Annotated in this window: 11 protein-coding genes and 1 pseudogene; 10 read left to right on the top strand and 2 right to left on the bottom strand. The window is 71.6% G+C overall.

Annotated elements, in window-relative coordinates; all coding sequences use genetic code 11:
• Positions 1–60: 60 nt before the first annotated feature.
• The gene (locus ACQP09_RS01255) at positions 61–1,386 is read right to left on the bottom strand and encodes an APC family permease (RefSeq protein ID WP_433395242.1); all 1,326 of its coding nucleotides are present in this window, start codon (positions 1,384–1,386) and stop codon (positions 61–63) included.
• A gap of 677 nt (positions 1,387–2,063) precedes the next feature.
• Here ACQP09_RS01255 and ACQP09_RS01250 point away from each other — a divergent pair.
• The 4 genes and pseudogenes from ACQP09_RS01250 (at position 2,064) to ACQP09_RS01235 (ending at position 6,196) form a co-directional block, all read left to right on the top strand.
• Positions 2,064–3,761, top strand: coding sequence for a SpoIIE family protein phosphatase (locus ACQP09_RS01250; RefSeq protein WP_433395241.1), 1,698 nt, complete (start codon positions 2,064–2,066; stop codon positions 3,759–3,761).
• A gap of 491 nt (positions 3,762–4,252) precedes the next feature.
• A complete protein-coding gene (locus ACQP09_RS01245) occupies positions 4,253–5,137 on the top strand; it encodes a SigB/SigF/SigG family RNA polymerase sigma factor (RefSeq protein WP_433395239.1) in 885 nt (294 codons plus the stop codon).
• Between the two features lie 234 nt (positions 5,138–5,371).
• Positions 5,372–5,791 (top strand): annotated as a pseudogene (locus ACQP09_RS01240) (YybH family protein); the annotation flags it as partial.
• A 6-nt stretch (positions 5,792–5,797) separates the two neighbouring features.
• Entirely contained in the window at positions 5,798–6,196 is a 399-nt protein-coding gene (locus ACQP09_RS01235; protein WP_433406449.1) for a YybH family protein, read from the top strand.
• Between the two features lie 105 nt (positions 6,197–6,301).
• Here ACQP09_RS01235 and ACQP09_RS01230 read toward each other — a convergent pair whose 3' ends face one another.
• Positions 6,302–7,915, bottom strand: a complete 1,614-nt coding sequence (locus ACQP09_RS01230; protein WP_433395237.1) for a sensor histidine kinase — start codon at positions 7,913–7,915, stop codon at positions 6,302–6,304.
• Between the two features lie 108 nt (positions 7,916–8,023).
• Between ACQP09_RS01230 and ACQP09_RS01225 the strand changes: the two genes are divergently transcribed.
• The 6 genes from ACQP09_RS01225 (at position 8,024) to ACQP09_RS01200 (ending at position 14,337) form a co-directional block, all read left to right on the top strand.
• Complete coding sequence (locus tag ACQP09_RS01225; protein WP_433395235.1) at positions 8,024–8,869, top strand: response regulator; 846 nt, start codon at positions 8,024–8,026, stop codon at positions 8,867–8,869.
• 276 nt (positions 8,870–9,145) lie between these two features.
• Positions 9,146–9,439 (top strand): small hydrophilic protein, encoded by a 294-nt coding sequence (locus tag ACQP09_RS01220; RefSeq protein WP_433395234.1) that lies wholly within the window; start codon positions 9,146–9,148, stop codon positions 9,437–9,439.
• Positions 9,429–10,868 carry a sensor histidine kinase gene (locus ACQP09_RS01215; protein ID WP_433406448.1) on the top strand — a complete coding sequence of 480 codons (1,440 nt, stop codon included), beginning with the start codon at positions 9,429–9,431 and terminating at the stop codon, positions 10,866–10,868. The genes ACQP09_RS01220 and ACQP09_RS01215 overlap by 11 nt, the downstream gene beginning before the upstream one ends.
• Positions 10,865–11,524 (top strand): response regulator transcription factor, encoded by a 660-nt coding sequence (locus ACQP09_RS01210; RefSeq protein ID WP_433395232.1) that lies wholly within the window; start codon positions 10,865–10,867, stop codon positions 11,522–11,524. Before ACQP09_RS01215 ends, ACQP09_RS01210 begins: the two co-directional genes overlap by 4 nt.
• A gap of 180 nt (positions 11,525–11,704) precedes the next feature.
• Positions 11,705–13,138, top strand: coding sequence for an SLC13 family permease (locus ACQP09_RS01205; protein ID WP_433395230.1), 1,434 nt, complete (start codon positions 11,705–11,707; stop codon positions 13,136–13,138).
• On the top strand, positions 13,135–14,337 hold the full coding sequence (locus ACQP09_RS01200; RefSeq protein ID WP_433395228.1) for a glycerate kinase family protein: 1,203 nt from the start codon (positions 13,135–13,137) through the stop codon (positions 14,335–14,337). The genes ACQP09_RS01205 and ACQP09_RS01200 overlap by 4 nt, the downstream gene beginning before the upstream one ends.
• Positions 14,338–14,450 lie beyond the last annotated feature (113 nt).

Raw genomic sequence — 14,450 nt, 5'->3', positions numbered from 1 at the left:
CTCCCGCACGGGGGCGCGCATCAAGGCCGGGTGCCGGTGGGGCCTGCGCGTACGGGCCGGTCAAGGAGCCCGACGTGACCTGACCGACGCGATGGTGGCCAGGCCCGCGCCGACGGCGAGAACGATCAATCCCCGCAGCCAGACGTCCTGTTCGACCTGGGTGGCGAGCAGGACGCAGGACAGGGCACCGAGCACCGGAACGATCGTCGGTGCCCGGAAGTGGTCCCGGGACGTGGTGTCGCGGCGCAGGACGAGGAGCGAGGTGTTGACCAGGAAGAAGACCACCAGAAGCAGCAGGACCAGCGTGGAGGCCAGCGTCGACACATCGCCGGTCAGCGCGAGGAGCAGCGAGAGCGCGGTGGTCGCGGCGATGGCGGCCCACGGGGTGCGCCGGCCGGGAAGGACTTTCGTCAGGAAGCCGGGGAGGAGGCCGTCCCGCGCCATGCCGTAGGCCAGGCGTGAGGACATGATGCCCGTCAGCAGGGCGCCGTTCGCGACGGCCACCAGGGCGACGGCGCCGAACAGCTCGGTGGGGACGCCTCCGGCCGCCCGGACGACTTCGAGCAGGGGGCCGCTCGATTCCGACAGCGTCTCCGTCGGCACAGCGGCGGACGCGGCTACGCCGACCAGCGCGTACACCGCGCCCGCGGTCAGCAGTGCGCCGAAGAGCGCGCGAGGGTACGAGCGCCGGGGGTCACGGGTCTCCTCGGCCACGTTGACGGACGTTTCGAACCCGACGAACGAGTAGTAGGCGAGCACCGCGCCACTGAGCACGGCGGCTACCGGCCCCTCATGCGAGGTGCCCAGGTCGGTGAGGCGCTTCAGGTCTCCGTCCCCGCGGAGCACGATCCAGGCGCCGAGACCGATCACCAGGAGCAGCCCGCCGACCTCGATGACCGTGGCGACAACGTTGGCCCGGGTCGACTCGCTGATGCCTCGCGCGTTCAGCAGCGCCAAGGCGGTCAGGAAGACGACGGTCACGAGCACCACGGGAAGGGTGATGAACTCGGACAGGTAGTCCCCGCCGAACCCCCGGGCCAGGGCGGCCACCGACACCACCCCGGCGGCGAGCATGCAGAAGCCGGCGAAGAACCCGAGGAACGGCCCGTAAGCCAAGGTCGCGTAGTGGGAGGCGCCACCGGCGCGCGGATACTTGGTGACCAGCTCGGCGTAGGAGGCGGCCGTCAGCAGGGCCAGACACAGGGCCACGACCAGCGGAGCCCATACGGCGCCGCCGGACTCGGCGGCGACCTCGCCCACCAGGACGTACACGCCGGCTCCGAGGACGTCTCCGAGGATGAAGAAGTAGAGCAACGGAGTGGTGAGGGCCTTCTTGAGCGGTCCCGGAGCGTCCGAGGCCGGGGGTGTCGTGGGAAGTGGTTTCACGGGGCGCCGGGTACCCAGTCGGCCTTCCGCCAGTCGGTGAGTCCCTCCGATGCCGGTACCGGCGGCCCCCCGGTGCCCCCGGTGTCCTGGGCCTCGGGACGATTCGACTCCCGTAGCACGCCTCCAGCCACCCGGAGTGGGTGCCGAGCCGAACCGGCGGGTACGGGCAGGGGGCGGGACCTGGCCGACGGCATGGAGGAGTACGACGCGTCCCGGGCGGAACAGTGGCACCGCAGTGCCAAGGACCTGCTGGCCGCGTTGTCGGAGCTGTATATCGGACGGGGATGGGGCTCCGAGAGCTTCCGGCTCAACCCCGGCCGCCGCCTCCGCCGCTGGACGCCCGCACCCTCCACCGATGGGGACAGCGTCCGGGCGCTGGTGGCCGACCGGCTGCCCGCCCTCACCCTGACGCTCGGGGAGACCGCCTCCGAGGACCGGGCTCTGCCCCGGCCGCCGAGCCGCGCCCGCGAGGTCCGAATCCCTCCCGTCCGCGGATCCGTGTTAAAAGTGTTCTTCGGTCCTCGTGGCCGGTTGGTCGGCGGCTGTTCGGACGGAAGCAGCCCTTCGAACGGCCCGAACGTCGAGCTCAGCCCCTATGAGCCGCCGGTGGGCCCTGAAGGGGCACCTCCGTCACACCGGTTCCTGCGGGGCTACGTTTCCGAGGCAAGGGAGCCGACGTGGGCGACGGCACAGGCGCGTCGACTCAGGATGTCCTTCAGCAGGAGCTGGCCGCCGCGCTGGATCGCCTGGGTGTGGGTGTGCTCGCGCTCGACGGTCAGAAGCGGATCGTCTGGACCAATACCGCGTCCTTGGCCTTGCTGTCGTGCTCCGCCGAGGAGATCGTCGGTCTGGACCTCCGGGCGCTGCTCCACCCGGATGTCCGGCAGGTTCCGTCCTGCCGTGCGGCCGAAGAGGACGACGGAGCACCGACGGACACCCCCGAGGGCCGCACGTGGCTGGCGCGGTGCGACGGTTCGCCCGTGCCGGTGCGGTGGTTCCCGCTGTCCGTGAAGGACGACGCCGGAAGCGGCGTGCGTCTGCTCGCCTTCGACGCGGACGGCGGCGCGAGACGCAGGCCCGCCGGCCCGTCCTCGCCCACGCGGACCCTTTCGGAGCGGGACCGGCTGGCTCTGCTCGCCGACACCACGGCCCAGCTGATCTACAACATCGACGTGGACGAGTCCCTGCGCAGAGTGGTGGACCTGCTGCTGCCACGGTTCGCCGACTGGGCGGTCATCGACCTGATCACGGAGACCGGCGAGGTGAACCGGTCGCTCGTGGTCCACGCCCACTCCGGCGGCCTGAAGATACGGGAGGACCTGCAAGGGCCCATGCCGCCCGTGCCCGTTTCCTCACCCATGCCGCTGTCCAAGGCCCTGCGCGGTGTGGCCTCCACCCTCGCCGGTCCGGAGACCTACGACGTACCACCCGACAGCGCGGTGGCGGTGGAGCAGCGGAAGCTGTTCACCGCGACCGGCATCAAGACGGCGGCCGTCGCACCCGTCAAGGGACCGAGCGAGGTCCTCGGAGCCATCACGCTGGGGCGTACCGAGGGTGACGAACCGTTCACGGTGACCGACCTGGACCTGTTGGAGAACATCGGCCGGCGCATCGGCATCGCCTTGGAGAACGCCCGCCATTACCAGCGCCAACGGCAGGCCGCCGCGACCATGCAGCGCTACCTTCTGCCCCAGCTTCCCCGGCTGACCGGGGTGGAGATGACCGCGCGCTACCTTCCCTCGCCGGACGCCTCCCACGTCGGCGGCGACTGGTACGACGCCTTCCCCCTCCCCAACGGCGACACCGCCCTGGTCATCGGCGACGTCGTCGGTCATGACCTGGAAGCCGCCGCCGGTATGGCCCAGCTCCGCAACATGCTCCGCGCCTACACCTGGGCCCAGGACGATCCGCCGCACCACACCGTCGAACGCCTGGACCAGGCCATGGGCCACATCACCGACGTCTCCATGGCCACCCTGGTCCTGGCCCGGCTCACCAGCGAGCCGTCCGGACACCGAGCCCTCCGCTGGACCAACGCGGGCCACCCGCCTCCGCTGCTCCTCGACTCCACCGGCAGGACGCGTTTCCTCGACGAAGGCAGAGGGATCCTCCTCGGAGCCTCCGCCGACCGCTCACGGCCCGAGGCCCGCGTCCTCCTGCCGCCGGGCTCGACGCTCCTGTTCTACACCGACGGCCTCATCGAATCGCGCTGCCGGCCCCTGGACGCCGGTCTCAAGCAGCTGCGGGGAGCCGCCGCCGAGCTGAACCGGCGTCACCTGGACGACTTCGTCGACGAGTTGCTCGTACGGTCACGTCCCGCCGACAACGACGACGACGTCGCTCTGCTCGCCATCCGAATCCCGCCCACCCCGTGAACCGAGGCCCGGTTGCCCCGGGCCGCGGCACGCAGGACGACGCGATCGAGCCAGGCCCCTCGGAGCGCCTGCCGGATCCGGGTCAGTGACGACGTCGTGAGGACCTGGTCCGGTCGTCGGGGAAGAAACTCACCTCGGTCACCCTGCCGAAGGGCACCAACGAGCTGTCGGGCGTCGTCGCCGGACACTGACCGCGTAGGTGTAGCCCACCAAGGGGGCTGGGAGGACACCCGGCGTCCTGGCCGGTCCCGAGCCGGACTTGCCCCGGCTTCGCGGACGGAGGCACCACAGCCTTCGGGCGGTCTGCCGGCTTCCGGCGCGCAGAGCGGACAGGCGACCGTGTTTGAGAACGTCGATCGGGGACATACGTCGGCTCGACGTGCTTGGGCAGACAGGCACACACTCGCGGGAGCGGCATCCGGCCGCCGTGAGGTGTTCCTTGTCGGTGCCCTCCCGTGTTGTCCATGAACAGCAGTCATCGGGAGACGCGCATGACCACCACATCCTCACGTCTTCGGCCCTCCGCCGCCTTGGGCCACGGTGCAACGGCCACTGCCACTCCTACGGCGCTTCCGCGGATCGAGGATCCCAGGAAGATCGCCCCGAAGGACGCACGGGCGCTGGGGTCGTTGTTCTTCGAGCAGCTGCAGGTGCTGGAAGAAGGCACGCAGGAGTACCAGTACGCGCGGAACACGCTGATCGAGATGAATCTGTCGCTGGTGCATTTCGCGGCGAAGCGCTTCCGCAACCGTGGCAGCGGCGAGATGGAGGACATCGTCCAGGTCGGTACGATCGGGCTGATCAAGGCGATCGACCGCTTCGAGCTGTCGCGCGAGGTCGAGTTCACCTCCTTCGCGATCCCGTACATCGTCGGCGAGATCAAGCGGTTCTTCCGCGACTCGACGTGGGCCGTCCACGTACCGCGCCGTCTGCAGGAACTGCGCGTGGCCCTGGCCAAGGCCAAGGAGAGTCTCACCTCGGTCCTGGGCCGTGACCCCGGCGTCGCCGAACTCGCCGAGCACCTGAACATGAGCGAGGAGGAGGTCATCGAGGGACTCATAGCCGCCAACGGCTACACCGCGGGCTCCCTGGACCTGCCCATCGGTGCCGAGCAGAACAGCGCCGAGACGGTCACCTACGGAGACATCAAGGGTGACGTCGACCCGGCCATGGAACTGGTCGAGGACCTGCACGCGCTGGCTCCGCTGCTGGACCGGTTGGACGACCGGGAGCGGGAGCTCGTCGCGATGCGATTCGGCCAGGAGATGACGCAGGCTCAGATCGGCGAACACCTCGGCATCTCGCAGATGCATGTCTCCCGGCTGCTGACCCGGCTGCTCACCAAGCTCCGTAAGGAGATGCTCACCCAGAACTGACCGGTACGCGACATCGCGAGCGGGGCACGGCGCCAGGCGGTGGTGACGACAGGGCCCGTACTCGTCACCGAAGGGATATCGGTGAGAGTTCCGCGTGAGTCCTCGCGCCGTGACCCGCCGCCGCGTGTCGAGCGATCGCCATCAGCTTCGACGTCTCCTGTGGAAGAGGCTTCACCACCGATGCCGGACCTTCCCTGCGCACACGCAGACGGAGACCGAGAGGACTGAGGAACCATGCGGGACAACGCCGAGCAGATCCGAGCGCTCATCGAGGGCTGGGCCGAAGCCGTGCACGAGGGTCGTATCGACACGGTCGTCGCGGATCATGCCGAGGACATCGTGATGTTCGACGTGCCGCCGCCCTACCGGGGCGTGCGCGGGGCCGACGCCTACCGGAAGGTCTGGCCGGCTTTCCTCGCGTGGCAGGCTCAGGGGGCGGCCTTCGACATCGAGGAGCTGGAGGTCACCGCGGGCCAGGACGTCGCCTTCGCCCACGCGCTCGTCCGATGCGGCACGGAGGACGAACTCACGGCTCACCCCGGGCTGCGGCTGCGGCTCACCCTCGGGCTGCGCAAGGAGGCGGGCCGCTGGGTGATCGCGCACGAGCACCACTCCTTCCCCGACCTCAGCAGCCCCGGCGCCGAGGCCGAGATCCGTGCCGTGCACGACCACTGGTTCGACAGGACCGCGGCGAAGGATCTGGACGGCGTGATGCAGCACATCGCGGACGACATCGTCTCCTACGAGCACGACGCCCCGCTGCAGTACGTGGGGCGCGAGCAGGTGCGAGAGGTGTGCCGACAGGGTCTGGAATGGGCGCCGGGAACCGTGACCTGGGACGTTCCCGACCTGCGCGTACTGATCCGCGACGACATCGCCGTCGTCTGGGGCCTGAACCGCATGACGGCCGGGGAGGCCGACGGCACGACCGCTGAGTCCTGGTCACGGGGCACCCGGGTGCTCCAGCGGCGGAACGGGGAGTGGGCCATGATCCATCAGCACGTCTCCTACCCCTACGACCCGCAGACCGGCGAGGCGAAGACCGGCCTCCGTCCCTGACGGCCACCTCGTCCATGTGCCACCGCCCCCGAGGGGAAGGTGACGGGACCACTGCCGTGATGGATTGTGGCAGTGGTCCCGCGGGATGGGGAGAAGCGCTCGAATTCACTTGGTGAGCGCGCCGGCGGATTCGCGCTCGCCGTCGAGCGGTTGCGGCAGCAGTACGCGCGGAGGCGCCTTCCGCAGCGTGAACACGATCCGGGTGCCGGGTGAATGGGCGGGATCGACGGCGATGGTGCCCCCGTGGTACTCCACGATCTTCTTGCAGAGGGCGAGGCCGATGCCGTTGCCCGCGTACTGCTCGCGGGTGTGCAGCCGCTGGAAGACGACGAAGACCCGGTCGGCGAACTCCGCCTCGATACCGATGCCGTTGTCGGTGACGGCGAACTCCCAGCCGTCGTCCACGGGGCGGCAGCCCAGGTGGACGACGGGTGCGCGGTCCGGGGAGCGGAACTTGATCGCGTTGGTGAGGAGGTTCTGGAACAGCATGCCCAGCTGGCCCGGTTCCCCCTCCAGCACGGGCAGGGGGTCATGCGTGACGACCGCGTCCGACTCCTCGACGGCCAGGCTGAGCGAGGTGAGGGTCCGCTCGAACTTCTCGTCGAGATCGACGCTCTGGTGCTCGGTCGCCAGCCGGCCGACGCGGGAGAAGTCCAGGAGGTCGTTGATGAGGCTCTGCATCCGGGTCGCCCCGTCGACGGCGAAGGCGATGTACTGCCGGGCCCGCTCGTCGAGGTTCTCGGCGTAGCGCCGCTCCAGCAGCTGGCAGAAACTGGCGACCTTGCGGAGGGGCTCCTGGAGGTCGTGGGAGGCGACGTACGCGAACTGTTCCAGTTCGGCGTTGGAGCGGCGCAGCTCCTCGGCGTGGGCGGCCAGGTTCGCCCGCGCCACGTCGCGGTGGGCGAGCTCGTCGGCCAGGCGGGCGCGCATGCTCTCGACGTCCTGTGCGAGGAGCCGCAGGTCGGCGGGGCCGGTGCCGGCGACCGGATGGCCGAACTCGCCGGCCGCGACCGTACGCACATGGCCGGAGAGGCGGTCCAGGTGGTCGGTCACGCCACGGCGGAGGCCGACGAAGACCGACGCGGTGAGGGCGAGGATGGCCAGCGCGATGGCGCTGAAGGACCAGTTGCGCAGAGTGCGCGCCTCCTGGAGGTCGGCGCGGGCCCCGGCCCGGTCCGCCGCCAGCCGCTCCTGCTGGGCGGCGGCGGCCGAGCGTACGGAGTCGAAGAGGGCCTTCCCTTCGACGGCCCGCTCGGCGGCGGCGGCCTTCGGGTCGGCGGCCGCGACCACGGGCCGGGCGATCCGGTCCTGCCACTGCCCGGCACTCCTGACCACCTCGGCCAGGTCCCGCTCGGTCGCCCGGTCGCCGCCGGTCGCCGTACGCAGGTCGGACATGGCCTTCTCCTGCTGCCGCAGGCCCTCGCGGTAGGGGGCGAGGAAGCTGTCCTGCCCGGTCACGCCGTAACCGCGGATTCCGGTCTCCTGGTCGACCAGAGCGCTCTCCAGCCGGACCGCGGCGATGAGCGCGGGGGCGGAGTGGTCGATGAGACGCGTGTTGATGGCGGTGGACCGGGCGAGGATCCAGCCGCCGAACAGCATGAGCGCGAGCAGCAGGGACAACGCGGCGGCGGCCGTGACCGCCAGCCAGCGTTTCGTCGTCCACCCGGCGGTCACGGGTCTCTTCGGCTTCCCGGTCGGCACGGTACTGCCCTGGCTCACGGCGTGTTCTCCTCGGTGAGAGGCCCGGAGCGCTCCGAGCCGGGACAGAATACCGCCGCCGACAACGTTTGTTGTCATGGCTCCCTCCGAGCGCCTACGCTGACGCCCATGGGCCACGACCTCAGCACCTTCGACCACCCCGGGATGCTGGATGTACTCGCCGACAACGCTCTGCGGGAGCTGGCCCAGCGGCTGGCCGAGCAGGCGCTTGACGGCAGCCCGGCGCACCCCGGAGCGGAGCAGGTCGCCGAGCCGGGCCCCGGCCAAGGGCGCGTCGTCGACCCGCCGGCCCGCCTCCGCGTCCTGGCCCACCTCGGCAGGGCGGTCAGCCGACAGGCCCAGGCCGAGGCGGCGGCCGGAGTGGGGGCGAACCACCCCCAACTGGGGGCGGCGTGGGGGATCGGCCGGCAGGGCGCCCGCAGGCGCCGGCCGGGTCTGGTCTTCACCGCGAAGCCTCCCAGCCGTCCTCTTCCCCACCGTCACCACCGGAGCCATGACGTGAACGCCTTCACCACGAACCGCCCCTACAGCGTCCTCCTCGTCGAGGACGATCCGGCGGACGCCCTGCTCATCGAGGAGGCTCTGGTGGATCGCGGCATGGCCCGCACCATCGACCAGGTCACCGACGGTGTCGCCGCCCTCCAGTACCTCCGCGACCCCGCCAGGGACCGGCCCGACCTCATCGTCCTGGACCTGAACATGCCGCGCATGAACGGCCGCGAGCTGCTGGCCGTGCTCAAGGAGGACGACACCCTGAGCAACATCCCCGTCGTGGTGCTCACCACGTCCTCCGCCCCCGACGACGTCGAGGACGCCTACCGCCGGCACGCCAACGCGTACGTCACCAAGCCGGTCAACCTGGACGCCTTCATCAAGTCCGTCCAGGAGATCGACGCCTTCTTCCTCGACACCGCCGTACTTCCGCCCCGCCCGAGCAAGTGGGAGTCCGACTGATCCGTCGGGCGCCGGTGCGGGCTTCACACCCGGTGGGCAAGCACGCGGAAGCTGCTGGCGGACCGGTGATCCTGGTCGTGAACCCGTCTGCCAAAAGCCTTCTTTCATGGTGGCGGAGGGCTTCATAGCGCTCGGGAGCGCCTGCCGACGGTACTCATGCTGACCTGTTGCCGAGTTCCCGCCGGCCGTCCCGGATGGCCGGGAAGTGCATCTGAGATGAAGGATTGTTCATTTTCGCTTCATCTTCGTACCGTCCGGGACGGCCAGGGTGAACGCATGGCTTTCTCACCTCGTCTGGCGGCCCTGGCAGCCGTCGTCGCCGTGCCCCTCGGCATAGCGGCCACCAGCTATGCCATGACCGACACCCCGGAAGCGCCGAAGGTGCCTTCCACCGTCCAGCTGGAGGAGAGTCCGCGCGGCACACCGCCGCCCAGCGGTGTCACCTCGCCGACCGACGCCCCGTCGCCGAGCGGCCCCTCCACTCCGACCCGTACACCGGACAGCTCCGTCGTCCCCGGCCCCTCGGCGGCCGACGACGATGACGACGACGACTTCGGTGATGACGGTTAGCTTCCCCAGAATCTCCGCCCGGGTACGGATCCTGCTGTGGCTGCTGGTCGTGATGGCCGTCGCGCTGGGCGCGGTCGCCGTCACCGTGCGCTCGCTCCTCCAGCGGGACGTGGACCACCGCATCAGCCAGCTGCTCACCCAGGAGACCGGCGAGTTCGCGAACTTCGTGCCGCAGGGGGTGGACCCGGACACCGGCGGCCGGTTCGACACCGCGGACAAGCTGCTCCGCGTCTATCTCCAACGGCAGTACGCGGACCCCGACGAGGAGTTGCTCGGCCTGACCGGCCGGCCCGGCGACCGCCCCGGCGTCATCCGGCAGCGCCGCGAACTGCCGCGGGACATCGCCCTGTGGCAGGACAACGCCTCGCTCACCCGGATCCACGCCTCCCCGGACACCTTCGGGACCCTGGACCGCCCGCAGGGAGAGCTGCGCTGGGCCAAGGTCGCCATCGAGCCGTCCGCGGGCGAGCAGCCCGGCGCGTTCGTCGTCGCCTTCCACCCGGAGCGCGAACGGGCCGTCGCCGACAAGACGTTCTGGACGCTGCTCGCCCTGTCCGGTGTGGCGCTGCTGATGACGACCGGGATCGGCTGGGCCGTCGCCGGACGCATCCTCGCGCCCGTCCGGATCGTCCGGACGACGGCGGCGGAACTGACCGAGCAGGACCTCACCCGGCGCATCCCGGTGGAGGGCCGGGACGACATCGCGGCCCTCGCCGAGACGTTCAACGCGATGCTCGACCGCCTGGAGCGGGCGTTCGCCGCGCAGCGGGTGTTCGTCGACGACGCCGGGCACGAGCTGCGCACACCCATCACCATCGTCCGGGGCCACCTGGAGCTGATGGGCGACGACCCGGCGGACCGGGAGGAGACGGTGCGGCTGGTCACGGACGAACTGGACCGGATGAGCCGCATCGTGGAGGACCTGCTCCTGCTCGCGGGGGCCGAGCGCCCCGACTTCGTACGCCCCGAATCCGTCCAGCTCGCGGAGCTGACCGCCGACGTGTTCGTCAAGGTGCGGACCCTCGGAGAGCGGGAGTGGCAGCTCGACGGCGTCGCGGACCGCGAAGTGCGGCTGGATCCGCAGCGGATGACGCAGGCGATGGTGCAGCTCGCGCAGAACGCCGTCCAGCACACCGTGCCCGGCCAGCGCATCCGTATCGGCTCGCGGGCCGACGAGGGCCGGGACGGGACGGACCGCGTCGAGCTGTACGTCGCCGACCACGGGCCCGGAATCCCGCCGGAGGACGCCGAGGTGATCTTCGAAAGGTTCCGCCGGGGGACGTCCCGGCGCGGGACCCGCACCAGCGGCGCGGGGCTGGGCCTCGCCATCGTCAAGGCCATCGCGGAGGGCCACCACGGCCGCGTCGAACTACGCCGGACCGAGGGCGGCGGAGCCACCTTCGTACTCACGCTGGAGACCGATTCATGAACCGGATACTGATCGCCGAGGACGAGGAGCGCATCGCCTCGTTCGTCCAGAAGGGCTTGCGGGCCAACGGCTTCACCACGGTCGTCGCCGAGGACGGGGACCTGGCGCTGGGCCACGCGCTGACCGGCGGGTTCGACCTGATGGTGCTCGACATCGGCCTGCCGGGCCGGGACGGTTTCACCGTGCTGCGGGAGCTGCGCGAGGCCCGCGTCACGCTGCCGGTCATCGTGCTCACCGCGCGCGACTCCGTACGGGACACCGTGGCCGGTCTGGAGGGCGGGGCCGACGACTGGATGACGAAGCCGTTCCGCTTCGAGGAACTGCTCGCCCGGGTACGGCTGCGGCAGCGCACCGCAGCCCGCGCGCCCGAGGTCACCCTGTTGCGCAGCGGCAGCCTCGCCCTGGACCTGCGGACGCGCCGGGCCCGCGCGGGGGAGCGGACGGTGGATCTGACGGCGCGCGAGTTCGTGCTCCTGGAGATGTTCCTGCGCCACCCCGGCCAGGTGCTGTCGCGCGAGCAGATCCTCTCCCATGTGTGGGGGTACGACTTCGATCCGGGATCCAACATCGTGGACGTCTACGTACGCGCGCTGCGCCGGAAGCTGGGCGCCGAGCGGCTTGAGACGATCCGGGGCATGGGCTACCGCCTGCCCTGAGCCAGGCCCCCTTCCCGGCCGGAGGCCCCGTCCCGTGTGCCCGGGGCGGGGCCGTTCGCTGTCCCCGGGATGCCCCGGGCACGCCCCGCGAGCGGAGAGGGAGGCGCTCGGCGCCTTCGGTGAAAAAGCCTTCATCGGCCGCTCATCGGAGACTCACCCCGCCTTCGGAGGCTGTACAGCGTGCCTCTACCACTCCGGCAGACCGTCGGCCTCTGTGCCGTCCTCGGACTCTGCGCTCTCCTCGCCGTCCCCGGCGCCGCCCCCGGCCTCGGCGTCGACGGCCGGCTCTCGCTCGCCGTCTTCGCCCTGGCCACCGCCGCCTGGATCGCCACTCCGGTGGACGACGCCTACATCGCGCTCGGCGCGGGCCTCGCACTGACGGTCACGGGGGTGATCAGCAGCGAGACCCTGTTCGCCACCCTGGGCGACGAGACGGTGTGGCTGCTGATCTGCGCCTTCGTCCTGGCGGCGGCCGTGACCCGGACCGGTCTGGCCGGCCGGGCCGCCGTCTTCCTGGTCGGCGGGGCCAGGACCGTGCGCCAGCTGGTGCACCTGACCACGGCCGGACTGGTCGTCACCGCGTTCGCCGTGCCGGCCACATCGGGGCGCGCCGCGCTCGCGCTCCCGGTGTTCATGGCGCTGGCCGCCGCCCTGCGCGAGCGCACCCGGCTGGTGGTGATGCTGGCGCTGCTCTTCCCCACCGTCATCCTGCTGTCGGCCGTCGCGACCCTGATCGGCGCGGGGGCGCATCTGATCACCGTCGGGGTGCTCCGGGAACAGACGGGGGAGCAGCTGGGCTTCGTGCAGTGGCTCGTCCTCGGGCTGCCGCTGGCTGTCGTCTCCTCCCATCTGGCCGCCGAGCTGGTGCTGCTGACGACGACCCGGCGGGCGGACCGCAAGGGTCCGGTCACCATCACGGCGGCGCAGATCCAGGAGCACTCCGAGACGTCCGTCGAAGGACCGTTCAGCCCGGAGGAGTCCCGGTGCCTGCTCCTGCTGGCGACGGTGGTGGTGCTGTGGTGCAGTGAGCCCCTGCACGGGGTGTCGCCCGCCGTGGTCGCGCTCACCGGCGCGCTGGTGGCGACCTCTCCGGCGCTGGGCACCGTGCGGTTCAAGGATGGTCTGCGGACGGTTCCCTGGCCGCTGCTGCTGTTCATGGCCGCCACCATGGCGATGGGCGTCGCCCTCTCCGACTCGGGCGCGGCCGACTGGCTGGTGGGCTGGATACCCCTCGGGGCGTCCACACATCCCTGGATGTTCCTGACCGGCGTGGTCGTGGTCAGTACGGCCGCCCACCTGGCGCTCCAGTCGCGCTCCGCCCGGTCCTCCGTCCTGGTCCCGCTGGTGGTCGCGGCGGCGGTCGGGGCCGGGGTCAACCCGGTCGCGGCGGCGCTGGCTTCCACGGCCGCCGCCGGGTTCTGCCACACGCTGCCCTCCTCGGCCAAGCCGGTCGCGCTCTTCGCTGACGTGCCCGGCACCCCGACCTACACCCCGCGCGACCTGCTGCGGCTGTCCGCGTTCCTCGCGCCCCTCAGCGCGGCCCTCGTCCTCGCTTTCGCCCTCGCCGTCTGGCCGCTGCTCGGCGTGCCCGTCCTCCTGGAGACCCAGCCATGACCCACCGCATCGCCATCGCCCCCAGCGGCTTCAAGGAGTCCCTGTCCGCGGCCCGGGTGGCCGAGGCCATCGCCGTCGGCGTACGGCGCGTGATCCCCGACGCCGAACTCGACCTCATCCCGCTGGTGGACGGCGGCGAGGGCACCGCCGAGGCGCTGGCCCTGGCGGGCGGGGGCCGGCTGGTCCCGTGCACCGCGACGGGTCCGGTGGGCGAGCCGGTCGCCTCGCACTTCGCGCTGCTGGGCGGCGGCACAGCACCGGGACCGCTCACCGCCGTCGTCGAGATGGCCGCCGTCGCGGGCCTCGCCCTGGTGCCGCCGGGCCTGCGCCACCCGGGCGCGACCACCACGTACGGCGTCGGCGAACTGATCCGTACGGCCCTGGACTCGGGAGCCCGGCGCATCCTCATCGGCTGCGGCGACTCCGGTACGTCGGACGGGGGCGCCGGTGCGCTCCAGGCACTCGGGGCCCGGCTGACCGACCGGCACGGCCGTGAACTGCGCCGGGGCGGCGGGGCGTTGCACGAGCTGGAGCGCGTCGACCCGTCCGGCCTCGACCCGCGGCTGGCCCGCACGGAACTGCTCGTGGCCTGCAACCCGCACAACGTGCTCTGCGGGAAGCGCGGGGTGGCCCGGGTGTTCGGGCCGCAGAAGGGGGCGACCCCGGCGGAGGTGGAGCTGCTCTCCGCGGGCCTGGAGCGGCTGGCCGATGTCCTCACCCGGGACCTCGCCCCGGCCTTCACTCCGGCGACCGGTACCCCGGTCGACCTGCGCACGGCTCCCGGCACGGGGGCGTCCGGCGGTCTCGGGGCCGGCCTCGCCGCCGTGGGCGCGCGTCTGCTGCCCCGCTACGACGTCCTGCTCGACGGTCTCGACCTCGACGCGCGCCTCTCCCGCGCCGACTTCGTGATCACGGCGGAGGGGGCGCTCGACAGCCAGACCGTACGCGGGAAGATCCCGGCGGAGGTCGCCCGGCGGGCACACGCGTGCGGAGTGCCCGTTCTGGTGCTGGCGGGGACGATCGGGCCGGGCGCCCAGGACGTGCGGGCGGTGGGTGTGGACGCGTACAGCGCGATCCTGCCCGCCCCGATGACGCTGGTGGAGGCGATCGGGAGGAGCGGCGAGTTCCTGGCCGACGCCACGGAGCGCGCGATGCGGATCATGGCCCTGGGCACCCGGCTCGCACCGCTGGCCGCCTGACGCGCACGCCGTGCTTCGGCGCCGGGGGCGGACGTTTTCGCCCGGGCGGACGTCTTCGCCGGGGTGGACGTCTTCGCCGGGGCGGACGTCTTCATCCCCTGCCCGCGTGCGCG

The organism is Streptomyces sp. CA-146814 (assembly GCF_050942385.1).
Taxonomy (GTDB): domain Bacteria; phylum Actinomycetota; class Actinomycetes; order Streptomycetales; family Streptomycetaceae; genus Streptomyces.
Note: the sequence above shows the minus strand (reverse complement) of the source record. Positions and strands in the feature narration are given on the sequence as shown.

What these genes read in the sequence shown, in the direction of transcription:
- ACQP09_RS01200 (WP_433395228.1), top strand. Translation starts at nt 13,135, where the DNA reads ATGACCCACCGCATCGCCATCGCCCCCAGCGGCTTCAAGGAGTCCCTG.
- ACQP09_RS01225 (WP_433395235.1), top strand. Translation starts at nt 8,024, where the DNA reads ATGGGCCACGACCTCAGCACCTTCGACCACCCCGGGATGCTGGATGTA.
- ACQP09_RS01215 (WP_433406448.1), top strand. Translation starts at nt 9,429, where the DNA reads ATGACGGTTAGCTTCCCCAGAATCTCCGCCCGGGTACGGATCCTGCTG.
- ACQP09_RS01220 (WP_433395234.1), top strand. Translation starts at nt 9,146, where the DNA reads ATGGCTTTCTCACCTCGTCTGGCGGCCCTGGCAGCCGTCGTCGCCGTG.
- ACQP09_RS01210 (WP_433395232.1), top strand. Translation starts at nt 10,865, where the DNA reads ATGAACCGGATACTGATCGCCGAGGACGAGGAGCGCATCGCCTCGTTC.
- ACQP09_RS01245 (WP_433395239.1), top strand. Translation starts at nt 4,253, where the DNA reads ATGACCACCACATCCTCACGTCTTCGGCCCTCCGCCGCCTTGGGCCAC.